This is a genomic window from Shewanella carassii, from assembly GCF_019670705.1.
Lineage (GTDB): Bacteria > Pseudomonadota > Gammaproteobacteria > Enterobacterales > Shewanellaceae > Shewanella > Shewanella carassii.
Genome location: NZ_AP024618.1, coordinates 3,554,614 through 3,573,294, shown reverse-complemented (window position 1 = coordinate 3,573,294; position 18,681 = coordinate 3,554,614). Strand labels below are relative to the sequence as shown.

The window sequence follows — 18,681 nt, the reverse complement described above, 5'->3', positions numbered from 1 at the left end:
TAATTTTTTAAATACTCCTTCTTGAATTAATTTTAGTGATCATGATGGGCAAAGTCATGGATTTTACAGTAGGCACAATTATAGAGAAGTTTGAAAAGATCTCTGAAAAGAAGAAGCGGGTTGGGTTGCTGTTGCTGGCGGTAGCCACGTTTTCTGCTCTTTTAGTTGTTTTTATCTACTTATATATCAACAGGGATCTTAGCTATTCGCATCAACCCATTCTTGAAAATAAGGAGCTCTTGGCACTTGCAGCCAAGAGTCAGCCTAATCCGGACATCTATGCCAGCAGCTTTATTAAACCCGACAACCCCTTATTTTCAGGTCTTTATAAGTTGCAGCTACAGCAGGATAGAGCAGCCAGTGGTGAGCTAGCTGCCTTTGCCGTCATAGACAACCCCGAGGGAATGTACTGGTATGGCTTGGCATCATTGGGACTGAATATACTCAGCTCTGATGCGCCGAGTATGATAGAGCGATCGGCCAAGCTGGGTAATCCTTACGCGATGAAAAAGCTTATTCCCACTAAAGACAAAGAAAATCCCTGCCATTTTTACTTAGCGGGCTTTTGTGATCGAAGTTGGGCAGGTAAAGCCCAGCAAGCCTTTGAAGAAATGGCAAAGAATAACCCAACAGATGTGCGGGCTCGTTATGCGGCCTCAAAGGCATTGGATAGAGCGGCTGAGGCAGCAAAGGGTAAATACTATGCGCCGTTAACCAGTTTAATTCGTATATATGTGAATGAAAGTGAAGTTCATATTCTTTCAGCTGAGGAAATTCGTCAATTAGCACAATTATTGACATTGGCAGCAAACGATAATTTCGTACCCGCAATTCGTTTATTAGCTGTTCGCACTTTTACTGATACTATCGGTTACAGTAAATCAATATTCTGGGCAGAAAAGGCTATGCAGCTCGGAAGTGATTCTACTAGCTCAATATATTTTAGAAATAAGAAGATGTTTAATAAGACATCTGATCGAAATTATCTTCTACGCGTACTTCCTTATGCATATGTTTCGAATGACTATTTTGGTAATAAGACTGTATTAGACTTGCTGAATCATGATGTGAGTAAAATAGATAGGCCATTTGTTGAAGCTGAACTGAGTGATGCCACGGAAGAAGCGAAAAAAATTATTGAGAAAATAACACCGGTGGTATATATCGATGAGTTATTCGATCATCGTTATTATAATTATTATTAATCCTACTATCTGTAGATGAGACAACAAACGGTTAAGTTTAAATTAGTTGCTTTTAGTGTTTCATTGCGAACAATCGGAACACTGGTGTTATCAATATGCTTGATCGGGCTGTGGTTATATGGCGGCCAGAGTGCACAACCCAGTCCCCATGCTGCGATTATTGATAATGACGAGTTACTGGCCTTGGCAGCCGAGAGTCAGCCCAATCCGGATATCTATGCCAGTAGCTTGGTCAAACCCGATGATCCTTTATTCAACGGTTTATATGAGTTGCAGTCGCTGAGAAGGGATCTGGCCGAAAGGGCACTCTTGCCACTGGCCGAAGCAGGTAACAGTGATGCTATGTTATGGTATGGCATGACAGTCTTACGACTCAGTGTTCTGTCTGGTGGAGACAAATGGATCCATGATGCTGCTATGGCCGGAAACCCCTATGCGATGCGGCGTTTGGTACCAGCGGGAGAAACCCTTCAGGATTGTGAATGGTATCTTGGCAGTTACTGCGACGATGCCTGGGCAGACAAGGCGCGGGAAGCTTTCCGGCAGCGCTTGCAAGCCAACCCCGATGATGTACTGAGTCGTTATGCGGCCTCCATGGATGCCGACAGGGCAGCTGAAGCGGCCAAGCAGAAGTATTATGCCCCTATGGTCAAGCTGGCACTGAAATATGGTCAGGCTTATGAGGCTGGTGAACTCAGTGAAGCCGATGCTGCCAAGGTGGTAACTCTACTCAAAATGGCGGCCAATGATAACTTCGCGCCAGCTATGTATAGGTTATCCACATCATTTAGAAAGTACATTGGTCAGGATGAAGCACTGGTTTACGCCAAGAGGGCCTTGGCACTGGGATACAATTCTAATGCTATTCGTTCTATTTATGCAGCATATATAGGATACGGTGATAATGTAATCGGGAGAGAAAATATTTTGTTGCTCCTTCCTTATGTATATGTTTCTAAAGATTACTTTAGGGATGATTCATATGTAATGCTTATACAGTATCATGCAAGAGAATTGAATTCACCACTCACTGAAGATGAAATATCTGCGGCTAAAGAACAAGCCGAAAAAATCATCTCAGAAATAACGCCGGTTATTTATATCGATGCAATTTACGATGTGGAAGTCTATCACTAGCAAGAGCATGGATGCGGCAAGACAAGACTATATCTGTGCTGATGTAGTTATATCTCAACAGAGATCTTAGCAACCCATCCCTGCAAATAAGGAACTCTTGGCCTTGAAGGAGTCCCTAACCATTCGGGCCTTCCTGCAGTATTTACCTGTTTAAAGAAGTCACTCCAGATCCAGCGAAAAGGTGCTGATTTTTTGGGGATCCCTGGCACCACTCACTTCCTTGTCGAGGCTGCTTAGCGATAACACTTTTCTAGCTTGTATCGAATAGGTTTGGAACCTCTGCCGCCATCCAGGATGCCGGGCAGCTAGAATGATGTGGCAAAGCAGGAAACAATGGGCAAAGAAAAGTGGTCACTGTTTGTAGCATTCGCGGCGAGACTCGCCTCGCACCCACTGCTGTTTACCTATGTAGAGCGCGTATGGAACCCATAGGGAGCTTCCTTAGCGGTCCTTTGCTTGCTTGGTGACTCTCTGCTCTCTACTCTCTGGCTTGGTTTTTTGATCGGTTACTGTAATTTAACAAACGCTAATACTTAGGTCTTGGTTTTTCCCACTTTTGTAGAATAGGCCCCGGATCTTTCTTTATTCACTGTAAGAGATCTCTTACTTTTTGTATTTATAAGAGACTTTTTAATGGAGGCTCATCTTTATAAAAAAGCAGTTTTGATTATCTAATGTTCTTAAATTTAGCCTTTTGGGATAATGGATGCCCCACTTAAGTATTACTCTTCTTGATATTATTGTTTCTATTGTTAATTAAATGTGAATTTGATTATTATACTAAGGTCTGAAACGCCGATTGACTATGACTTGTTGGGCTTGTAAGTTAGGTCTGCTTTTGAAATGGACTTACCAGTCGTAAAAGATCTTATATGGAGATAATCTCATGGCGAAAGATGGTTCAGTCGCTCCGAAGGAACGTATTAACATCAAATATGTTCCCTCTACGGGTGATCAACAGAGTGAAATGGAACTTCCTCTTAAGTTGTTGGTTTTAGGTGACTTTAAGGGTCATCCTGAAGACTCTCAATTGGAAGAGCGTAAGACGGTTCAAGTTGATAAATCTAATTTTGAATCCGTTATGAAAGAAGCCAATCTGTCAATTTCTGCGACAGTTGACAATAAATTGACAGATGAAGATGGTGCTGAGTTGTCTGTTGATCTTAAATTCGATTCCCTCAAAGATTTCTCACCTGATTCTATTGGTGAGCAGGTTCCTGAAATTCAAAAGTTAATCGAACTTCGTGAAGCTTTGGTTGCACTTAAGGGACCATTGGGAAATATTCCTGCCTTCAGAGCCAAGTTGCAGGAATTAATTGCAACGGAAGAGTCTAGAGAAAAACTGCTGAGTGAATTGCAGCAGATGGAACAATAATTCAAGCCAATATAAGCCGTTATGGAGATAGGCTGTGGATTATGTCTCGGATATAGACACAAGTGTAATTGAGGAATCAAAATTCATGGATGTTCAAAATCAAACATCAGGCGCTTCCCAAAGTGCCAATGCAACTCTGCTCGATCAGATAATGGCACAAACCCGGATGGCGCCGGTGGATGAAGGCTATGACATTGCTCGCCGTGGTGTTGCTGCTTTCATCGGTAACATTCTGGAGACAGACAACACTGCCGAGCCGGTCAACAAGGCTCTGGTCGACAAGATGTTGGTTGAGCTGGACAAGAAGATCAGCCAACAGATGGATGCCATTCTGCACAATGAAAAGGTGCAGCAGATAGAATCAGCCTGGCGTAGCCTCAAGCTGTTGGTCGACAGAACCGATTTCCGTGAAAATATCAAAATTGAATTGCTGCACGTCACCAAAGACGAGCTGCTGGATGATTTTGAATTTTCACCGGAAACTGCTCAGTCCGGTCTGTACAAGCATGTTTATTCTGCCGGTTACGGCCAATTCGGTGGTGAGCCTGTTGGCGCTATCGTCGGTAACTATGCCTTCACCCCTTCGACTCAGGATATGAAGTTGCTGCAGTACGTTGGTGCTGTTGGGGCCATGGCTCATGCGCCGTTCCTGTCTTCAGTTGCGCCTGAATTCTTCGGTGTCGACTCGTTTGAAGAACTGCCGAATCTCAAGGACCTCAAGTCTACTTTCGAAAGCCCCAAGTACACCAAGTGGCGTGGGCTGCGTGAGTCTGAAGATGCGCGCTACATAGGTCTGACGGCGCCTCGCTTCCTGCTGCGTGTGCCTTATGACCCAATCGATAACCCGGTTCGCAGCTTTAACTATCGTGAAAATGTCAGCGCCAGCCACGAAGATTACCTCTGGGGTAACACGGCGTTTGCTCTGGCTACCCGTTTGACAGAGAGCTTCGCCAAGTATCGCTGGTGTCCTAACATCATTGGCCCACAGAGCGGTGGTGCGGTGGAAGATCTGCCGGTACACGTGTTCGAATCCATGGGCGCTTTGCAGTCCAAGATCCCGACCGAAGTCTTGATCACCGACCGCAAGGAATTTGAACTGGCCGATGAAGGCTTTATCAGCCTGACTATGCGTAAGGGCAGTGACAATGCGGCCTTCTTCTCTGCCAACTCGATTCAAAAACCTAAGGTGTTCCCCAACACCAAGGAAGGCAAGGAAGCCGAGACCAACTACAAGTTGGGTACCCAGATCCCTTACATGATGATCATCAACCGCCTGGCACACTACATCAAGGTGTTGCAGCGTGAGCAGATAGGTTCTTGGAAAGAGCGTCAGGATCTGGAGCGCGAGCTGAACAACTGGATCAAACAGTATGTTGCCGATCAGGAAAACCCACCGGCAGATGTTCGTAGCCGTCGTCCTTTGCGTGCCGCCAAGGTTGAGGTGATGGATGTTCAGGGCGATCCAGGTTGGTATCAGGTTTCCATGGCTGTGCGTCCGCACTTCAAGTACATGGGTGCCAACTTTGAACTGTCGCTGGTAGGACGTTTGGATCAGGAGTAATCACGTTGTTGAACGATGATTTCTCCGGAACTTTTGGTGTCGGCTTCTTTGAACGCTTGGGAGCCGAACGCCAAAGTGGATATGGCGACAGCAGCTTGGATGCTGTCGTCGATTCCATCAAACGTAATGTTTCACATATTCTCAATACCCGCATTGGAGAAAGCCAGAGCTGTCCTGAACTGGGACTGTTCGATTTCAATGATGCCAGTTCCGGCAGTGTGGATCTTGGCCTGAGGATGCGTAACGGAATCAAGGCTTGCCTGAGCCGCTTTGAACCCAGGCTGACAGATATTGATGTCAGCGTGTTGTTCGATGAGGGCAATCCGATGAACCTCAGGTTCCACATCTACGGCAGCATCAGAGTGGCTTCCAACAAGGATAAGTTGAAGATCGATTTGTTATTGGATAACAGTCGCAGATACAGAGTGGTTTAGCAGTGCCTCAGGACAAATACTTCAGGGATGAACTTGCTTTCTTGAGAGAGCAGGGGCGGGAATTTTCGGATATCCATCCGCAGTTGGCGCGTTATCTTCACGGTAACCACACTGATCCCGATATCGAGCGTTTGCTCGAGGGCTTTGCTTTTCTGACCGGTCGACTCAGGGAAAAGATTGACGATGAATTCCCCGAGTTTACTCACTCGATGATCAGCATGCTGTGGCCCAACTATCTCAGGCCTATTCCCAGTCATACCATCATGCGCTTCTATCCGCATGAGAAGGGGATCACCCATAGGCAGGAAATTGCGGCCGGTTGTATGCTGGACAGTCATCCGGTTGAAGGGCAGATCTGCCACTTTCGTACCTGTCGTCCTGTTGATGTTTATCCGGTGCAAATCCGTCATATAGACGCTTCCCATTCCCGGGAAGCCTCTATTATTCAATTGGATTTTGATAACAACAGCGACCTTTCCCTGCTTGAAATGGGGCTGGAAAGCCTCAGGTTTTATCTGGGAGGCCAAAGCTACAGTGCCCAGATGCTGTATCTTTGGTTGAATCATTATCTGGACTCTATCGAAATTGTCGGCGCCCATGGCAGTTATCGCTTGCCGCGCAGCAGCTTTGCGTCAGTAGGATTTGAGGCCGGCAGTGGTATCTTGCCCTATCCGAAAAACGTCTATGAAGGCTATCGGATCCTGCAGGAGTACCTGACATTCCCCGAGGCGTTTCATTTCTTCGATATCAAGGGAATCGCCAAGTGTATCCCCGAATATCTCAAGGGTGACTTCAGCCTCAAACTCACTTTTTCCAAGACGTTGCCTGCCGACGTGCATGTGCGTCAGGATACTTTCCTGCTCTACTGTGTTCCGGCTATCAACCTGTTTGAGCACGACGCCGATCCTATTGATCTCAACGGCAAGCGGGTCGAATACCCGATTGTGCCTTCCAGTCGCCATCCATCTCATTTTGAAATCTTCAGTGTCGACAAGGTGCAGGGTTGGCTGGACTCCAATGAGGGCAGAATGCGCGGCCAACAGCGAGTCTATTCGCCGTTTGAGAGCTTCCAACATGAAGTGGAGCGCGCTCGTAATCGCACCGCGCTTTATTACCGGATGCGGGTGCGCGACAGCATGCGCAACGATGGCCTGGACCATTGCCTCTCATTTGTGCGCAGTGACGAAACCCAGTGCCTGGACATGACAGAAGCCGTGTCGGTGACACTGACCTGCTCCAACCGGCAACTGCCGACCAAGTTGGGCAAGGGCGACATCTGCGTCGCCACAGATACATCGCCAAGCTTTGCCCGTTTCAGCAATATCACCGAGCCCAGCCACCCTTTGCGGCCTGTGCTCGATGGCAGTTTGCTGTGGACCCTGATCTCCAACTTGTCGCTCAACTATCTGTCACTGCTGTCCCGTGATGCCATCTGTTCCATCATCCGTGCCTATGACTTCAAGGCGTTGGTCGACAGACAAGCCGAGCGGGTCACCCGGATGCGACTCGACGGCATCAGCAGTATTCAGTCCGGGCCGACCGAAAGAATTGTCAGGGGATTGCCGGTTCGTGGCCTCAAGACAGAGCTGGTGCTCGACCAACAGTATTTCGGCTCCGAGGGTGACCTTTACCTGTTCGGCACTGTGCTGAACCACTTTTTTGCCCTCTACGCCAGCATCAACTCGTTTCATGAGTTGGTGGTTATCAATGCTCATAACAAGGAAAGGTACACATGGGATATCCAGAGCGGTCAACAACCGCTGATATAACCTTTCCGGAGCCGGGTGGCAGCAGGCTGCCGCAGGATTACCGTGAGTACAGCTTTTTCCAGTTGGTGGAGTTATTGCACCAACTGGAAGACAGAGATCCGGAAGATGCCCAGTGGGAACTGGCCGGTGAGTTGCAGTTCAGCGCCAATCCAAGCCTTGGATTTGCGCCGGCGGATATCTCCATGCTCGAGTCTCTGGGGGATGGGCGCCTGCGGCTGGAGACCTGTTTTCTCGGTCTCAATGGCGCCCAGTCGCCGCTGCCCAGTTACCTGCTGGATATGCTGCTCGACGATGAAGACGGCATTCGGCGCAACTTTCTGGATTTCTTTAATAACAGATTGATTTCCTTGTTGTATCGCCTGTGGCGCAAATACCGTTATTACGTGCGTTTTCAGGACGATGCCAGCGACAGTTTTTCGGCCCAGGTCTACGCCCTGGTGGGACTGGCCAATGAGGATATCCGCGGCGACACGCCAATCAACTGGTGCAAGATGCTGGCCTACGCCGGCATGCTCGCCGGTCGCAGCCGCTCGCCCCAGGCGGTTGCCGGCATAGTGGCGCACTGTTTCGACCTGCCCCAGGTGAGCATTCGCCAATGGCAACTGCGACAGGTGGAGATCCCCGAGTCCCAGCGTTGCCGTTTGGGGATGGCCAATTCCAGGCTGGGGGAAGACACCATGCTCGGGGAGCGGGTCGGCGATCTTTGCGGCAAGTTTGTGCTCTGTATGGAAGAGCTGTCGTTAGAGCGTTTTCGCGATTTTCTGCCATCCGGGCGGGAGTTCCAGCCACTTTGTAAGGTGATGGAAGTGATCCTGCGGGAACAGATGGCCTATGACCTTGAGCTGACGCTCAGGGAAGATGAAGCCCCGCTGCTGCAACTGGGGGAAGAAAAGGGCGGCCAATTGGGATGGTCCTCTTTCCTCGGCAAGGGCGATAGCACGCGCAAGAGCGTATTGATTCAAATCAGGCAATAAAGGGAGGTTGGCCTCTTGAGTAATTTGATTGCGTTGAATGTGGTGAACTCCCAGCTGTTGGAGTCAGGCCTGGTGCCCCACACAAGAATGAACAAGGACGGCGGCCTGATAGGCGCCGGCCCAGGTTGCGAATGGGTGCTCAGGGACAGGGAGCGCACCATAGGCGACTACTTCTGTCGCATCCTCTGGTTGGACGGTCATTTCTGTATTGAAGATCTCTGCGGCCGGGTGTTTCTCAACGGCTCCACCGTGGAGCTTGGGCGGGATCGCAAAGCCCGGCTGAATGAGAACGATCATATCGCCATTGGCCCCTACAAAGTACGGGTGACGCTGCTCGACAGCGAGCAGGCCGATGACCCGGTAACCGGCCAGCTTTCTGAATGGTTCAAGTCTGAGAACGGTTCACTTATTCAGGCGGAAACCGCCGAAGAAGAGGAAGAAACCGATGCCAGTCTGGATGACCCTTTACTGGCACTGGACAGGCAACAACAGGCCGCGGTCAAAAGCGTTGAATTTGACCAGGAATCTGTGACCAAAGAGCAGGAAAACGCCGAATCCCTGCTGGCCAAGGAACTCTACTGGCAAGGCAAGAATTTTACCGCCCAGGCCGACACGGACTTCGATACCGGTTCGGCTATTCATCTGAACAAACGAGCGAAAATGGACAATATTATGGACGAGAATGCACTGGACTTACTGGAATCTGAAGTCAAAAACGGCCTGGGCAATGATTGGCCCGCCGATGAAGGCACCCATATCGCCACCGGACCTATGCTGCGCGGCTTAGGGGTACAGCTGGGTGATATGAACGACACAGGCACCCAGCAGGCACTGGCCATTGAAATGGGCGCTGCTTTGCAGGCCGCCATTAAAGGCCTGCTGTCACTGCATCAGGACGCGCAAAGCAGCCGTTATGATCTGATCAACAAGAACCTGCAGCCCATCGAAGATAACCCGCTGCGTCTGGGGCTGGATTATCAGGAAACCGTCCGCACTCTGTTTGATGACAACAAGAGCCCGGTGCATCTGTCTCCGGCGGCCGCCATCAGCGAGAGCCTGAATTCCATCGAGCACCACAATGAAGCGGTACAGCACGCCATCACAGAGGCGCTCAACTACATCCTCAAGTCTTTCTCACCCGACACCCTGCTGAGGCGCTTCAGCCAATACCGCAAGGTGAGCGAGTCGGCGCTCAACCCAGGTGAGAACTGGGCCTGGGAAATGTACGAGAACTACTACCAGGAGTTGACGTCATCCCGTCAACAGGGCTTCCGTAAACTCTTCTGGGAAGTGTTTGAACAGGCCTATGACAAGAAACTCAGGGAACTGCAAAGGGAATTCTGATGGGACTGATAAGGCTGGGTTTAATCGGGCTTTGTTTGCTTCAGCTGGCCGCTTGCAGCTCGGCATGGAATGCCACCAAGAAAACGGCGCAGGTACTGTGGGACCCTTCCATTCCAGTGGGAGAGGCCAAAGACCTGCCGACACAACTGACCTACAGCATGTATGCGCTCGATAAGGTCAACCCCAATGCGGCCGGCGATGCCACGCCGCTGGAGCTGGTGGTGTACGAGCTGGAAGATGACTCCAAGTTTCTGGCCGCCGACTTTGACTCGCTCAAGGCGGATTACAAAGAGGCGCTCGGCTCCAATTATATCGACCACAGTGACTACACCCTGCTGCCGGGACAGTTCAAGTTTATCGACCATTTCGCTGTCGATGAGGACACCAGATACATAGGCATCATGGCGCATTTCAGTGATCCCGAGGTCGCCCAATGGAAGAAGGTCGTCAAGATCAAACCCATGGGCCGTGAATATCACCTGCTGATGTTTTTCAGTGAGCAGGACATAGTACTGGATAAAGTGGAATAACAATGTCTTCAAGAAACAGAGTGATATGGAGTGAAGGGCTGTTTATCAAGCCTCAGCACTTCCAACAGCAGCAGCGTTATCAGGAATACCTCACTGACGCCAGGCTCAATGCGGTCAGCGGTTACCTCTATGGGATCACCGAGCTTGAACTCAACCCCGAGTATCTCAGCTTTGGTCGCATTGCGATTCAGCGTGCCCGTGGTGTAATGCCGGACGGCACTGTGTTCAACATCCCTCAGGAGGATGTATTGCCGGACGCACTGGAAGTGGCCGACAGCTCACTGGCCAACCAGATTGTTTACCTGGCGCTGTCGCTGCGCAGTGATTCAATTACCGAAGTGGCCCAGGACGAGCAGGGCGCCGGACGCTATCTCAATCGGCGTCACGAGGTGCGGGACATTCACACCCATCAGGGCGACTTTACCGCCATTGATGTCAGCCCGGTCAGGCTCAGATTGATGCTGGAGAAGGAAGATCGCAGCGCCTACAGCTCGCTGGCCATCGCCCGCATTCTGGAAAAGCGTCCCGACGGCAGTGTAGTGCTGGATCCCAACTTTATTCCCTGCCACTACAATGTCAGCGCCGTGCCGATTTTGCACCGTTTCCTCGGCGAGATGGCCGGTCTGATGCGCGAGCGGGCCCGCAATATCGCCCAGCGCCTGGGCTCGCCGAGCCAGGGCGGGGTGGCAGATGTGGCCGATTTCATGTTGCTGCAATCTCTCAATCGCATGCAGCCTGTGTTGCAGCACCAGTCCCTGTCGCGGACCCTGCATCCGGAAACCCTGTATCAGGCTCTGGTCAGTGTTTGTGGCGAGCTGTTCACCTTTACCGATGATAGCCGCATGGCACCGGCGTTTGCCGCCTATGACCACGATATGCCGGTAGCGGCCTTCACTCAGGTGATGTCGACTCTGCGCCAGTCTCTCAGCATAGTGCTCGAGCCCAAGGCGGTATCGCTGCAGCTGCACAAACGCAAGTATGGCCTCATGGTGGCGCCGGTGCAGGATCCGGATCTGTTGAAACAGGCCGACTTCATTCTGGCGGTGCGTGCCAGAATGCCGCTGGACGAACTCAAGAAACTGTTTATCCAGCAAACCAAGATCGCCTCGGTGGAGAAGATCCGCGAGCTCATTTCGCTGCAGCTGCCGGGTGTGCCTCTGTCTCCGCTGCCGGTGGCCCCAAGGCAGTTGCCTTACCACGCGGGTTACACCTACTTCCAGCTGGAGCGTTCCAGCCGGGCCTGGGAGATGCTGGTGAATTCCAGTGGTTTTGCCTTCCACGTGGCGGGGGACTTCCCGGAACTCGAACTGCAATTCTGGGCTATCAGGAGCTAAGAAATGGATATCAAAGCAGAAAAACAGCCTATATCGCCTGAGCAGGTCGAAGAGCTGCTCTATGACGAAGCGCAGAACATGAATGCCGATAAAGAGTATTGGTTTCAACTGCGTGGTGACAGCCTCAATGCACTTATCGATGCGGCATCCCCCCTTATCGGCATGGTGTTGCGGGTACGCAAGCTGGCCATCTTGGATGATGTGGAAAAGCTCTATCACAACACTGTGGATGACATCATGGCCATCGAGGCAGAGCTCACCGAGGCGGGCTATGATCGCGCCGAAGTGCTGGCCTATCGCTATGTGCTTTGTTCCTTTATCGATGAAGCCGTGATGAATACCCCTTGGGGCGCCGACAGTGCCTGGGCCGAACATTCGTTGCTGACCCGTTTTCACAATGAAACCTGGGGCGGTGAGAAGGTGTTTGGCATCCTGCAGCGTCTGGAAACCGAACCGAGCAAGTATCGTGAACTGCTGGAGTTTATCTACCTGTGCTTCTGTCTGGGTTTCGAAGGGCGCTACAAGGTGGTGGCCAACGGCCGTGAGGAGTTCGACAAGATAGTCAACCGCCTCTATGAAACCCTGCGCCACCTCCGGGAAGAAGAGCCGGAACTGCTGACCGGGGCCACAGAGCATGTGGTCAACACCCGTTATCGCCTTGGGCGCCAGATGCCTATTTGGACAGTCTTTGCCGGTTTCGGCCTGATGCTGACCATAGTCTTTCTGTTTTATTCCCTGTCCCTGGCGAACAAATCCTCGGGCGTGCTCAAGCAACTGTATCAGATCCTGAATTGAGGAAGCTGTGATGATCCGAATTGAACTCACTACCTTGATCGGCAAGCTCAATGCCGTGACCAAACTCGCCATGGAAGAGGCGGCATCACTCTGTATTGCCCGTCAGAACCCGGAAGTGACCTTTATGCACCTGCTGACTTGTCTGTTGGACAATCCGTTGGGTGATGTGCGTCTGCTGCTCAAAGCCGCCGAAGTCGATGCCGAGCAGGTAAGGCAAATTGCCGGTGAAACCCTGCCAAGGGAAGAGAGCCTTGAAACCTATCCGGCATTTTCACCGCTGCTGGTCGAGCTGCTGCAGGATGCCTGGCTGCTTTCAAGCACTGAACTTGGCCAGACGGAACTGAGATCCGGCGCCATCTTCGCCGCCGCATTGATGCAGGCCGAGCGCTACTTGCCAAGGGATCTCGCCACTCTGCTTGGCAGCATCAATCGCGAAACCCTGAGACGGGAATTCAATACCCTGACCCAGGCTTCATCCGAATCGCAAACGGTCAAGGCCGAACGCGGCGCGCCGGTACTGAATGAGGCCCAATCGTCGCTGGCGAAATACACCAGCAACTTTACCGAGTTGGCCCGCAAAGGCGAGCTGGATCCTGTATTGTGCCGGGATGATGAGATCAACCTGATGATCGACATCTTAAGCCGCCGCCGTAAGAACAACCCGATAGTGGTTGGTGATGCCGGTGTGGGCAAGAGTGCCGTGGTGGAAGGTTTGGCGCTGCGTATTTGTGACGGCCGGGTGCCGGATGCGCTCAAGGGGGTGCAGCTGTTGTCGCTGGATCTTGGTCTGTTGCAGGCCGGCGCCGCGGTCAAGGGCGAGTTTGAAAAGCGCCTGAAGTCGATTATTGAAGAGGTCAAACAGTCGGCCGAACCCATCATACTCTTTATCGATGAAGCCCATACCATGATAGGCGCCGGTAATCAGGAAGGCGGCGGTGATGCGGCCAACCTGCTCAAACCGGCTCTGGCCCGCGGTGAGCTGCGCACCATAGGCGCCACCACCTGGAAAGAGTACAAGAAGTATTTCGAGAAAGACCCGGCGCTGAGCCGCCGTTTCCAACTGGTGAAGCTCGATGAGCCCAGTGTCGAGCAGGCGGTGAATATTCTCCGTGGCCTGCATGGGGTCTACGAGTCTTCCCATAATGTATTGATCCAGGACTGCGCCCTGCGCTCGGCGGCTTATCTGTCGGCGCGCTATATCTCCGGCCGTCAGTTGCCCGATAAGGCCATCGATGTGCTGGATACCGCCTGTGCCCGAATCGCCATTAATCTCAGCAGTACCCCCAAGCGTTTGGCGGCATTGGATAACTTGCGCCATCAGCGCCATATGGAAACCGAACTGCTGGAGCGCCAGAAAAAACTTGGTCATCCGGTTGATGAAGAACGCCTGGATCATCTGCATCAAGCCCAGGAAGAAGCCGACAGTGAGTATGCCGAGCTGGAATCCCTGTGGCAGCAGCAACAGGCGGGAGTCACTCAAGTAGTGGCCCTGAGACGCGCCATTCTTGATTGTGACGATGAAGCCGAGCTCGAAGGGCTGCGGCTGGAGCTGCAACAGGCCGAAGAATCACTCGAAGCCATCAGTGGCGATCAACGCCTCATTTACCCTCAGGTGGATGAGGCCCAGATAGCGGCAGTCATCTCCGACTGGACCGGCGTGCCGGTATCGCAAATGAGTGGCGATGAGCTGCACAAGATAACCCATCTGCCTGAGCTCTTGGGGCATAGCCTCAAAGGGCAGGATGTGGCCATTGCCCGCCTGCACAAGAATATGCTCACCGCCCGGGCAGATCTGCGCCGCGCCGGACGTCCCAAGGGCGCCTTCCTGCTGGTGGGCCCAAGTGGCGTCGGCAAGACAGAAACCGTGGTGCAGATTGCCGAGCAGCTGTATGGCGGCAAGCAATTCCTGACCACTATCAATATGTCCGAATATCAGGAGAAGCACACTGTCTCCAGGCTGATAGGCTCGCCTCCCGGGTATGTCGGTTTCGGTGAGGGCGGTATTCTGACCGAGTCCATCCGCAAGATGCCTTACTCCATAGTGCTGCTCGATGAGGTGGAAAAGGCGCATCCGGATGTGCTGAACCTCTTCTATCAGGCGTTCGACAAGGGCGAATTGGCCGATGGCGAAGGCCGGTTGATTGACTGCCAGAATGTGCTGTTTTTCCTGACCTCCAACCTGGGCTATCAGACGATAGTGGACTACAGCGCCCAGCCAGAGCTGCTGGACGACAAGCTTTACCCTGAGCTGGCGGCCTTCTTCAAGCCTGCGCTGCTGGCACGGATGGAGATAGTGCCCTATCTGCCGCTGGGTGAAGAGGTGCTCAAGGAGATCATTCACTACAAGTTGGCGTCGCTGGAGCAGCGTTTGCTGGAGCGTTACAAGGCCAAGGTGCATTGTGAAGAGGCTCTGGTAGATGAAATCATGCGCCGCGCGACCCGCAGTGAAAACGGCGCCCGTATGCTGGAAGCCATCATAGACGGCCAGGTACTGCCGCCCTTATCGCTGTCGCTGCTCAACAAGCTGGCGGCCAAAGAGGAGGTCAGTGAGATCCATCTGGGCTGCCGTGACGGTGAGTTCTTCGGAGAGGCGCGATAGTGGTGACTGAGCAGTGGTTGGAACAGGCGGCAAAATTGCTGGAATGCCAGCAGTTTGATGGGCTGTTGCAGCAGTTTCTCGATACTTTGGCATTGGAGCTGGGGCTGGATAACCATCTGTTTCTGGCGCCTGGCTTCGATGGTCGGGAACTCAAGCCACTGTCCTGCCTTGGCCTGTGCGAAGGGATCCCATTGCAGGCGCTTTGTTTGGCGGTTACCGACTTTCGTCATCCGTTCGCCCATGTGTTGCAGACAGGCGAAGCCATGCTGCTGAACAAGGCCCGGCTCGCCTACTGGCAGGAGCACAGCGGTTTTGTCAGCCTGTGCGATCGGGTCGGCAAAGAGCAGGCACTGCTGCTTTTCCCGCTGAGCCATGAGGGGCATGTGCGGGCTATCCTCTGTCTGCGTCTGGCCGAGCAACAGGGCAGTGGTCTGCTTGTCCGTCAGGACTGGCAGCAATATGCCACCGTCTTTATGCGCCACTGGCAGTTGCTGGATAAGTTGTTGCGGCAGAATTCAGATCAGTCTCAGCTCTCCAGCTCGCTCGATGAACTGCGTCGCCAGCAGCAACAACATGATGCCATGCAACAACTTGGCAAGAACCTGGTGGGCGACAGCCAGGCCATGAGTCAGCTCAGGCAGGAGATAGTGCGCGGCGCGGCCTCGCAGTTGTCTGTGTTGGTGCAGGGCGAAACGGGGACGGGCAAAGAACTGGTGGCCCGGGCGATACACGACTTTTCCGAGCGCAGCGGCAAACCTTTTGTGGCGATCAACTGCGCTGCAATACCGGAAAACCTGCTGGAGTCCGAGCTGTTCGGTTACGCCAAGGGGGCCTTTTCCGGTGCCGACAAGGATAAGCAGGGGCTGATAGCCCAGGCGCACCAGGGCACGCTGTTTTTAGATGAAATCGGTGATATGCCTTTGAATCTGCAGTCCAAGTTACTGCGGGTACTGGAGACGGGGCACTACCGGGCACTGGGAGGCAACAAGGAGATCTACGCCGATTTTCGCTTGGTGGCCGCTACCCATGTGAACCTCAAGGAGCAGATCCACAGTGGCGAGTTTCGTCGCGATCTCTTCTACCGCTTGTGCCAGTTTCCACTGCAGGTACCGGCGCTCAGGGAGCGGCTCGAGGATATCCCCGATTTGGCGGCGCACTTTATTGCACTGTTCAATCAGAGTCAGCAGCGACAGATCCCCGGCATCCGCTTCAGCGCCCTCAATCGGCTGAAGAACCACGGCTACCCGGGCAATGTCCGCGAGCTGCGCAATATGCTGGATTATGCCTGCGCCCTCACCGCCGACGGTGTCGAGATAGATACCGCGTCTTTGCCGGCAACGGATTCGGAAATGCCCAAGCCGCAATTGCCTACCGAAGAGGGGCAGGAGTTTGAGACCATTTCCGATCTCAGGCTGGCGGTAGCTCAGTTTGAGCGGGCGGTGATCAGCGCCAGATTGAAGGCCTGCAACGGTGACAGAGCCAAGGCGGCTGTCAGTCTGGGAATGCCGAAACGCACCTTTTCCCACAAATGCCAGAAGTTGGAGATTAACGAATAATGTCAAGGATTCAAGGCGTTATATTTTTATGCCTGTGGGGGCTGGCCGCTTCGGCTCAGGCCTCGGACGACACAGTGGCCAAGGCAGAGGCTTGTACCCAAATCCCCTCCAGACTGGAGCGACTGGCTTGTTTCGATGAGCTGTTCAACACTCCGGTGGCAACTGTGGTGCCGCAGCAAACCACTGACAGCAGCCCTTATCCCGAGGCGTTTCAGGTCGCCATGGCGTCCGAGAAAAATCGTCAGCAGGGCATGGCCTTTATTGCCGGGCATCAAGCGGATGCCGTAGAAGATCTCTGGTTGACCGCACCCGCCATAGGCGCCTTGCCACCGCGTCCGGTACTTATGCTCAGCTGCATCGACGATATCAGCCGGGTCGAGCTGATGTTGCCCACGGCGTTGGAAGATGGTTGGGCCCAGGTAGGGCTGCAGATCAACGGCGTCGAGCAGCAGTCGCAGCGCTGGCTCAGTGATGATACCGGCTATATCTTTCGCACCGGCCGCGGCCTGCCGGCCATTCAGGTGATGAAAGCCCTGATCCGCGGCGACGATGTGCGCCTGCGTTCGGCCAACAAGGCGATAGACGGCTTACAGTTTGATACCCGAGAACTTGGCAGTGCGCTCAAGCCACTGCGCCAATCTTGCAGGTGGTGATAGATGGATCTGAATCAATACCTGGATAAAGTCAGCCGCCCCATCAGTGAGGCCAATCCCATAGGAGAGCGCCTCAGCGATGATGTGCTGTTTGACTATGTGGAAGGCCAGATGATGAAGGTGGGGTCGCTTTCGCATTCCGAAGTGCAATGGCACGAGGTGGAAAGTGCGGCCTTAAAGTTGCTGGAAACCAAGAGCAAGGATTTGAAACTGCTCACCTATTTGCTGCAGTGCCTGCAGCATCAGTGCAGTTTGGAGCGTTTCTCCTGTTCGCTGGCACTGCTGGAGCGTTTTATGGCCTCCTTCTGGGAGACTTGCCATCCGGCGCCGGGCCCCAGAGGCGTGTTGCCCAGGCGCAAGTTTTTCGCCCAAATAGTGCAGCGAACCCTGAAGGCGGCCGAAGGGCTGGATACCGATTTTTGCGATCCCGACACCAAGTCGGTATTGCTGCAGTCTCTCAAGGCTCTGTGTGATACCGCGGCCGCCAAAGAGTTGCCTGTGGATGAACTGCAGGCCCTGGAGGCCAAGCTCAAGCGCCGTTTCAGCAGTGAGCCTGCCAACAAGCCCAAACCCGCGCAGGAATCCAGCGCCGGTGAAAGCCGCAGTAGCAGTGAAAGCAGGGATATGCCTAGGCTGGAGATAGACAACAGCAGTGACAAGGCGACCAAGCAAGCTCTGCTCAAGGTGGCAGACTTTATCGCCGAGAATCCGGCGGGCATGGCGCTTGGCCTCAGGCTCAGACGCTTTGCCATCTGGTTCAGTGTGACCTCGGCGCCGGAAAATGCCAATGCCAAGGGCGAAACCAGCCTGATGCCTATCTCTGCCGACAGAGTGGCCGAGTATCGCAGCCAGTTGGCCAAGAGTCCGGATCTGGCGCTGCTCAGACGCATAGAGCAGAGCCTTAGCCTGAGTCCTTTCTGGATTGACGGTCATTGTCTCAGTGCCCAATTGGCACAGACCTTGGGGCAGCCGGCCTGGGCTCAGGCGATTCTGGAGGAGACGGCAGCCTTTGTTGAACGTCTGCCTGCGCTTTTGGATATGTCGTTCAAAGGTGGCGTGCCTTTTGTTTCCAAAGAAACCCGCAGTTGGCTCAACGGCAGCGAGCAGCAGGGTTCAGGTTCGGCCGAAGGCAACAGTTACGAGCAGGAAATTTGGGAACTGGCCGCCAGTGGCGGGTTGTCGCTGGCATTTGCGGCGCTCAACGAAAAACTGCACAAGGCCACTGAGCCGAGGGACAAGTTCTATCTGCGGCTGCTGGGGGCCGATTTGAAAGACAAACACCAGTTAGGGGCTATGGCAGAGGTGGAGTACCAAGTGCTGCTTGGCCAGGCCACGGACACCAGTCTGGCGGATTGGGAGCCGGGTCTGATGTCTCGTTTACAACAAAAAGTCAATCTGAGTTAGGTACAGGGAAA

At 53.0% G+C, this 18,681-nt stretch carries 15 protein-coding genes; all 15 read left to right on the top strand.

All coding sequences use genetic code 11. The features are described 5' to 3' along the window. Window positions 1–56 precede the first annotated feature (56 nt). The 15 genes from K5621_RS16175 to tssA all read left to right on the top strand — a co-directional run bounded on the left by K5621_RS16175 (window position 57) and on the right by tssA (window position 18,670). Window positions 57–1,205: a hypothetical protein gene (locus K5621_RS16175; RefSeq protein ID WP_221049761.1), complete on the top strand. Its 1,149-nt coding sequence runs from the start codon at window positions 57–59 to the stop codon at window positions 1,203–1,205. Between the two features lie 15 nt (window positions 1,206–1,220). Continuing rightward, window positions 1,221–2,342 (top strand): SEL1-like repeat protein, encoded by a 1,122-nt coding sequence (locus K5621_RS16170; protein WP_221049760.1) that lies wholly within the window; start codon window positions 1,221–1,223, stop codon window positions 2,340–2,342. Between the two features lie 886 nt (window positions 2,343–3,228). Then, window positions 3,229–3,717 carry a type VI secretion system contractile sheath small subunit gene (gene tssB / locus K5621_RS16165; protein ID WP_025012103.1) on the top strand — a complete coding sequence of 163 codons (489 nt, stop codon included), beginning with the start codon at window positions 3,229–3,231 and terminating at the stop codon, window positions 3,715–3,717. 85 nt (window positions 3,718–3,802) lie between these two features. Continuing rightward, entirely contained in the window at window positions 3,803–5,278 is a 1,476-nt protein-coding gene (gene tssC, locus K5621_RS16160) for a type VI secretion system contractile sheath large subunit (RefSeq protein ID WP_025889984.1), read from the top strand. 5 nt (window positions 5,279–5,283) lie between these two features. Beyond that, the gene (gene tssE, locus K5621_RS16155) at window positions 5,284–5,712 is read left to right on the top strand and encodes a type VI secretion system baseplate subunit TssE (protein ID WP_051472870.1); all 429 of its coding nucleotides are present in this window, start codon (window positions 5,284–5,286) and stop codon (window positions 5,710–5,712) included. 2 nt (window positions 5,713–5,714) lie between these two features. After that, window positions 5,715–7,481, top strand: a complete 1,767-nt coding sequence (tssF, locus tag K5621_RS16150) for a type VI secretion system baseplate subunit TssF (protein WP_221049759.1) — start codon at window positions 5,715–5,717, stop codon at window positions 7,479–7,481. Then, entirely contained in the window at window positions 7,445–8,455 is a 1,011-nt protein-coding gene (tssG, locus tag K5621_RS16145; RefSeq protein WP_071237775.1) for a type VI secretion system baseplate subunit TssG, read from the top strand. Before tssF ends, tssG begins: the two co-directional genes overlap by 37 nt. A 15-nt stretch (window positions 8,456–8,470) precedes the next feature. Further along, window positions 8,471–9,799 (top strand): type VI secretion system-associated FHA domain protein TagH, encoded by a 1,329-nt coding sequence (gene tagH, locus K5621_RS16140; protein ID WP_100144116.1) that lies wholly within the window; start codon window positions 8,471–8,473, stop codon window positions 9,797–9,799. Then, window positions 9,799–10,329: a type VI secretion system lipoprotein TssJ gene (gene tssJ / locus K5621_RS16135; protein ID WP_025889986.1), complete on the top strand. Its 531-nt coding sequence runs from the start codon at window positions 9,799–9,801 to the stop codon at window positions 10,327–10,329. The genes tagH and tssJ overlap by 1 nt, the downstream gene beginning before the upstream one ends. A 2-nt stretch (window positions 10,330–10,331) precedes the next feature. Further along, window positions 10,332–11,663: a type VI secretion system baseplate subunit TssK gene (gene tssK, locus K5621_RS16130; protein ID WP_071237773.1), complete on the top strand. Its 1,332-nt coding sequence runs from the start codon at window positions 10,332–10,334 to the stop codon at window positions 11,661–11,663. 3 nt (window positions 11,664–11,666) lie between these two features. Then, window positions 11,667–12,458, top strand: coding sequence for a type IVB secretion system protein IcmH/DotU (gene icmH / locus K5621_RS16125; protein WP_028781258.1), 792 nt, complete (start codon window positions 11,667–11,669; stop codon window positions 12,456–12,458). Between the two features lie 10 nt (window positions 12,459–12,468). Next, entirely contained in the window at window positions 12,469–15,057 is a 2,589-nt protein-coding gene (tssH, locus tag K5621_RS16120; protein ID WP_071476947.1) for a type VI secretion system ATPase TssH, read from the top strand. Beyond that, window positions 15,057–16,613 carry a sigma-54 interaction domain-containing protein gene (locus K5621_RS16115; RefSeq protein WP_221049758.1) on the top strand — a complete coding sequence of 519 codons (1,557 nt, stop codon included), beginning with the start codon at window positions 15,057–15,059 and terminating at the stop codon, window positions 16,611–16,613. The genes tssH and K5621_RS16115 overlap by 1 nt, the downstream gene beginning before the upstream one ends. Beyond that, window positions 16,613–17,266: a type VI secretion system-associated protein VasI gene (gene vasI / locus K5621_RS16110; RefSeq protein WP_025012072.1), complete on the top strand. Its 654-nt coding sequence runs from the start codon at window positions 16,613–16,615 to the stop codon at window positions 17,264–17,266. Before K5621_RS16115 ends, vasI begins: the two co-directional genes overlap by 1 nt. 3 nt (window positions 17,267–17,269) lie before the next feature. Then, on the top strand, window positions 17,270–18,670 hold the full coding sequence (gene tssA / locus K5621_RS16105; protein ID WP_071476949.1) for a type VI secretion system protein TssA: 1,401 nt from the start codon (window positions 17,270–17,272) through the stop codon (window positions 18,668–18,670). Window positions 18,671–18,681 lie beyond the last annotated feature (11 nt).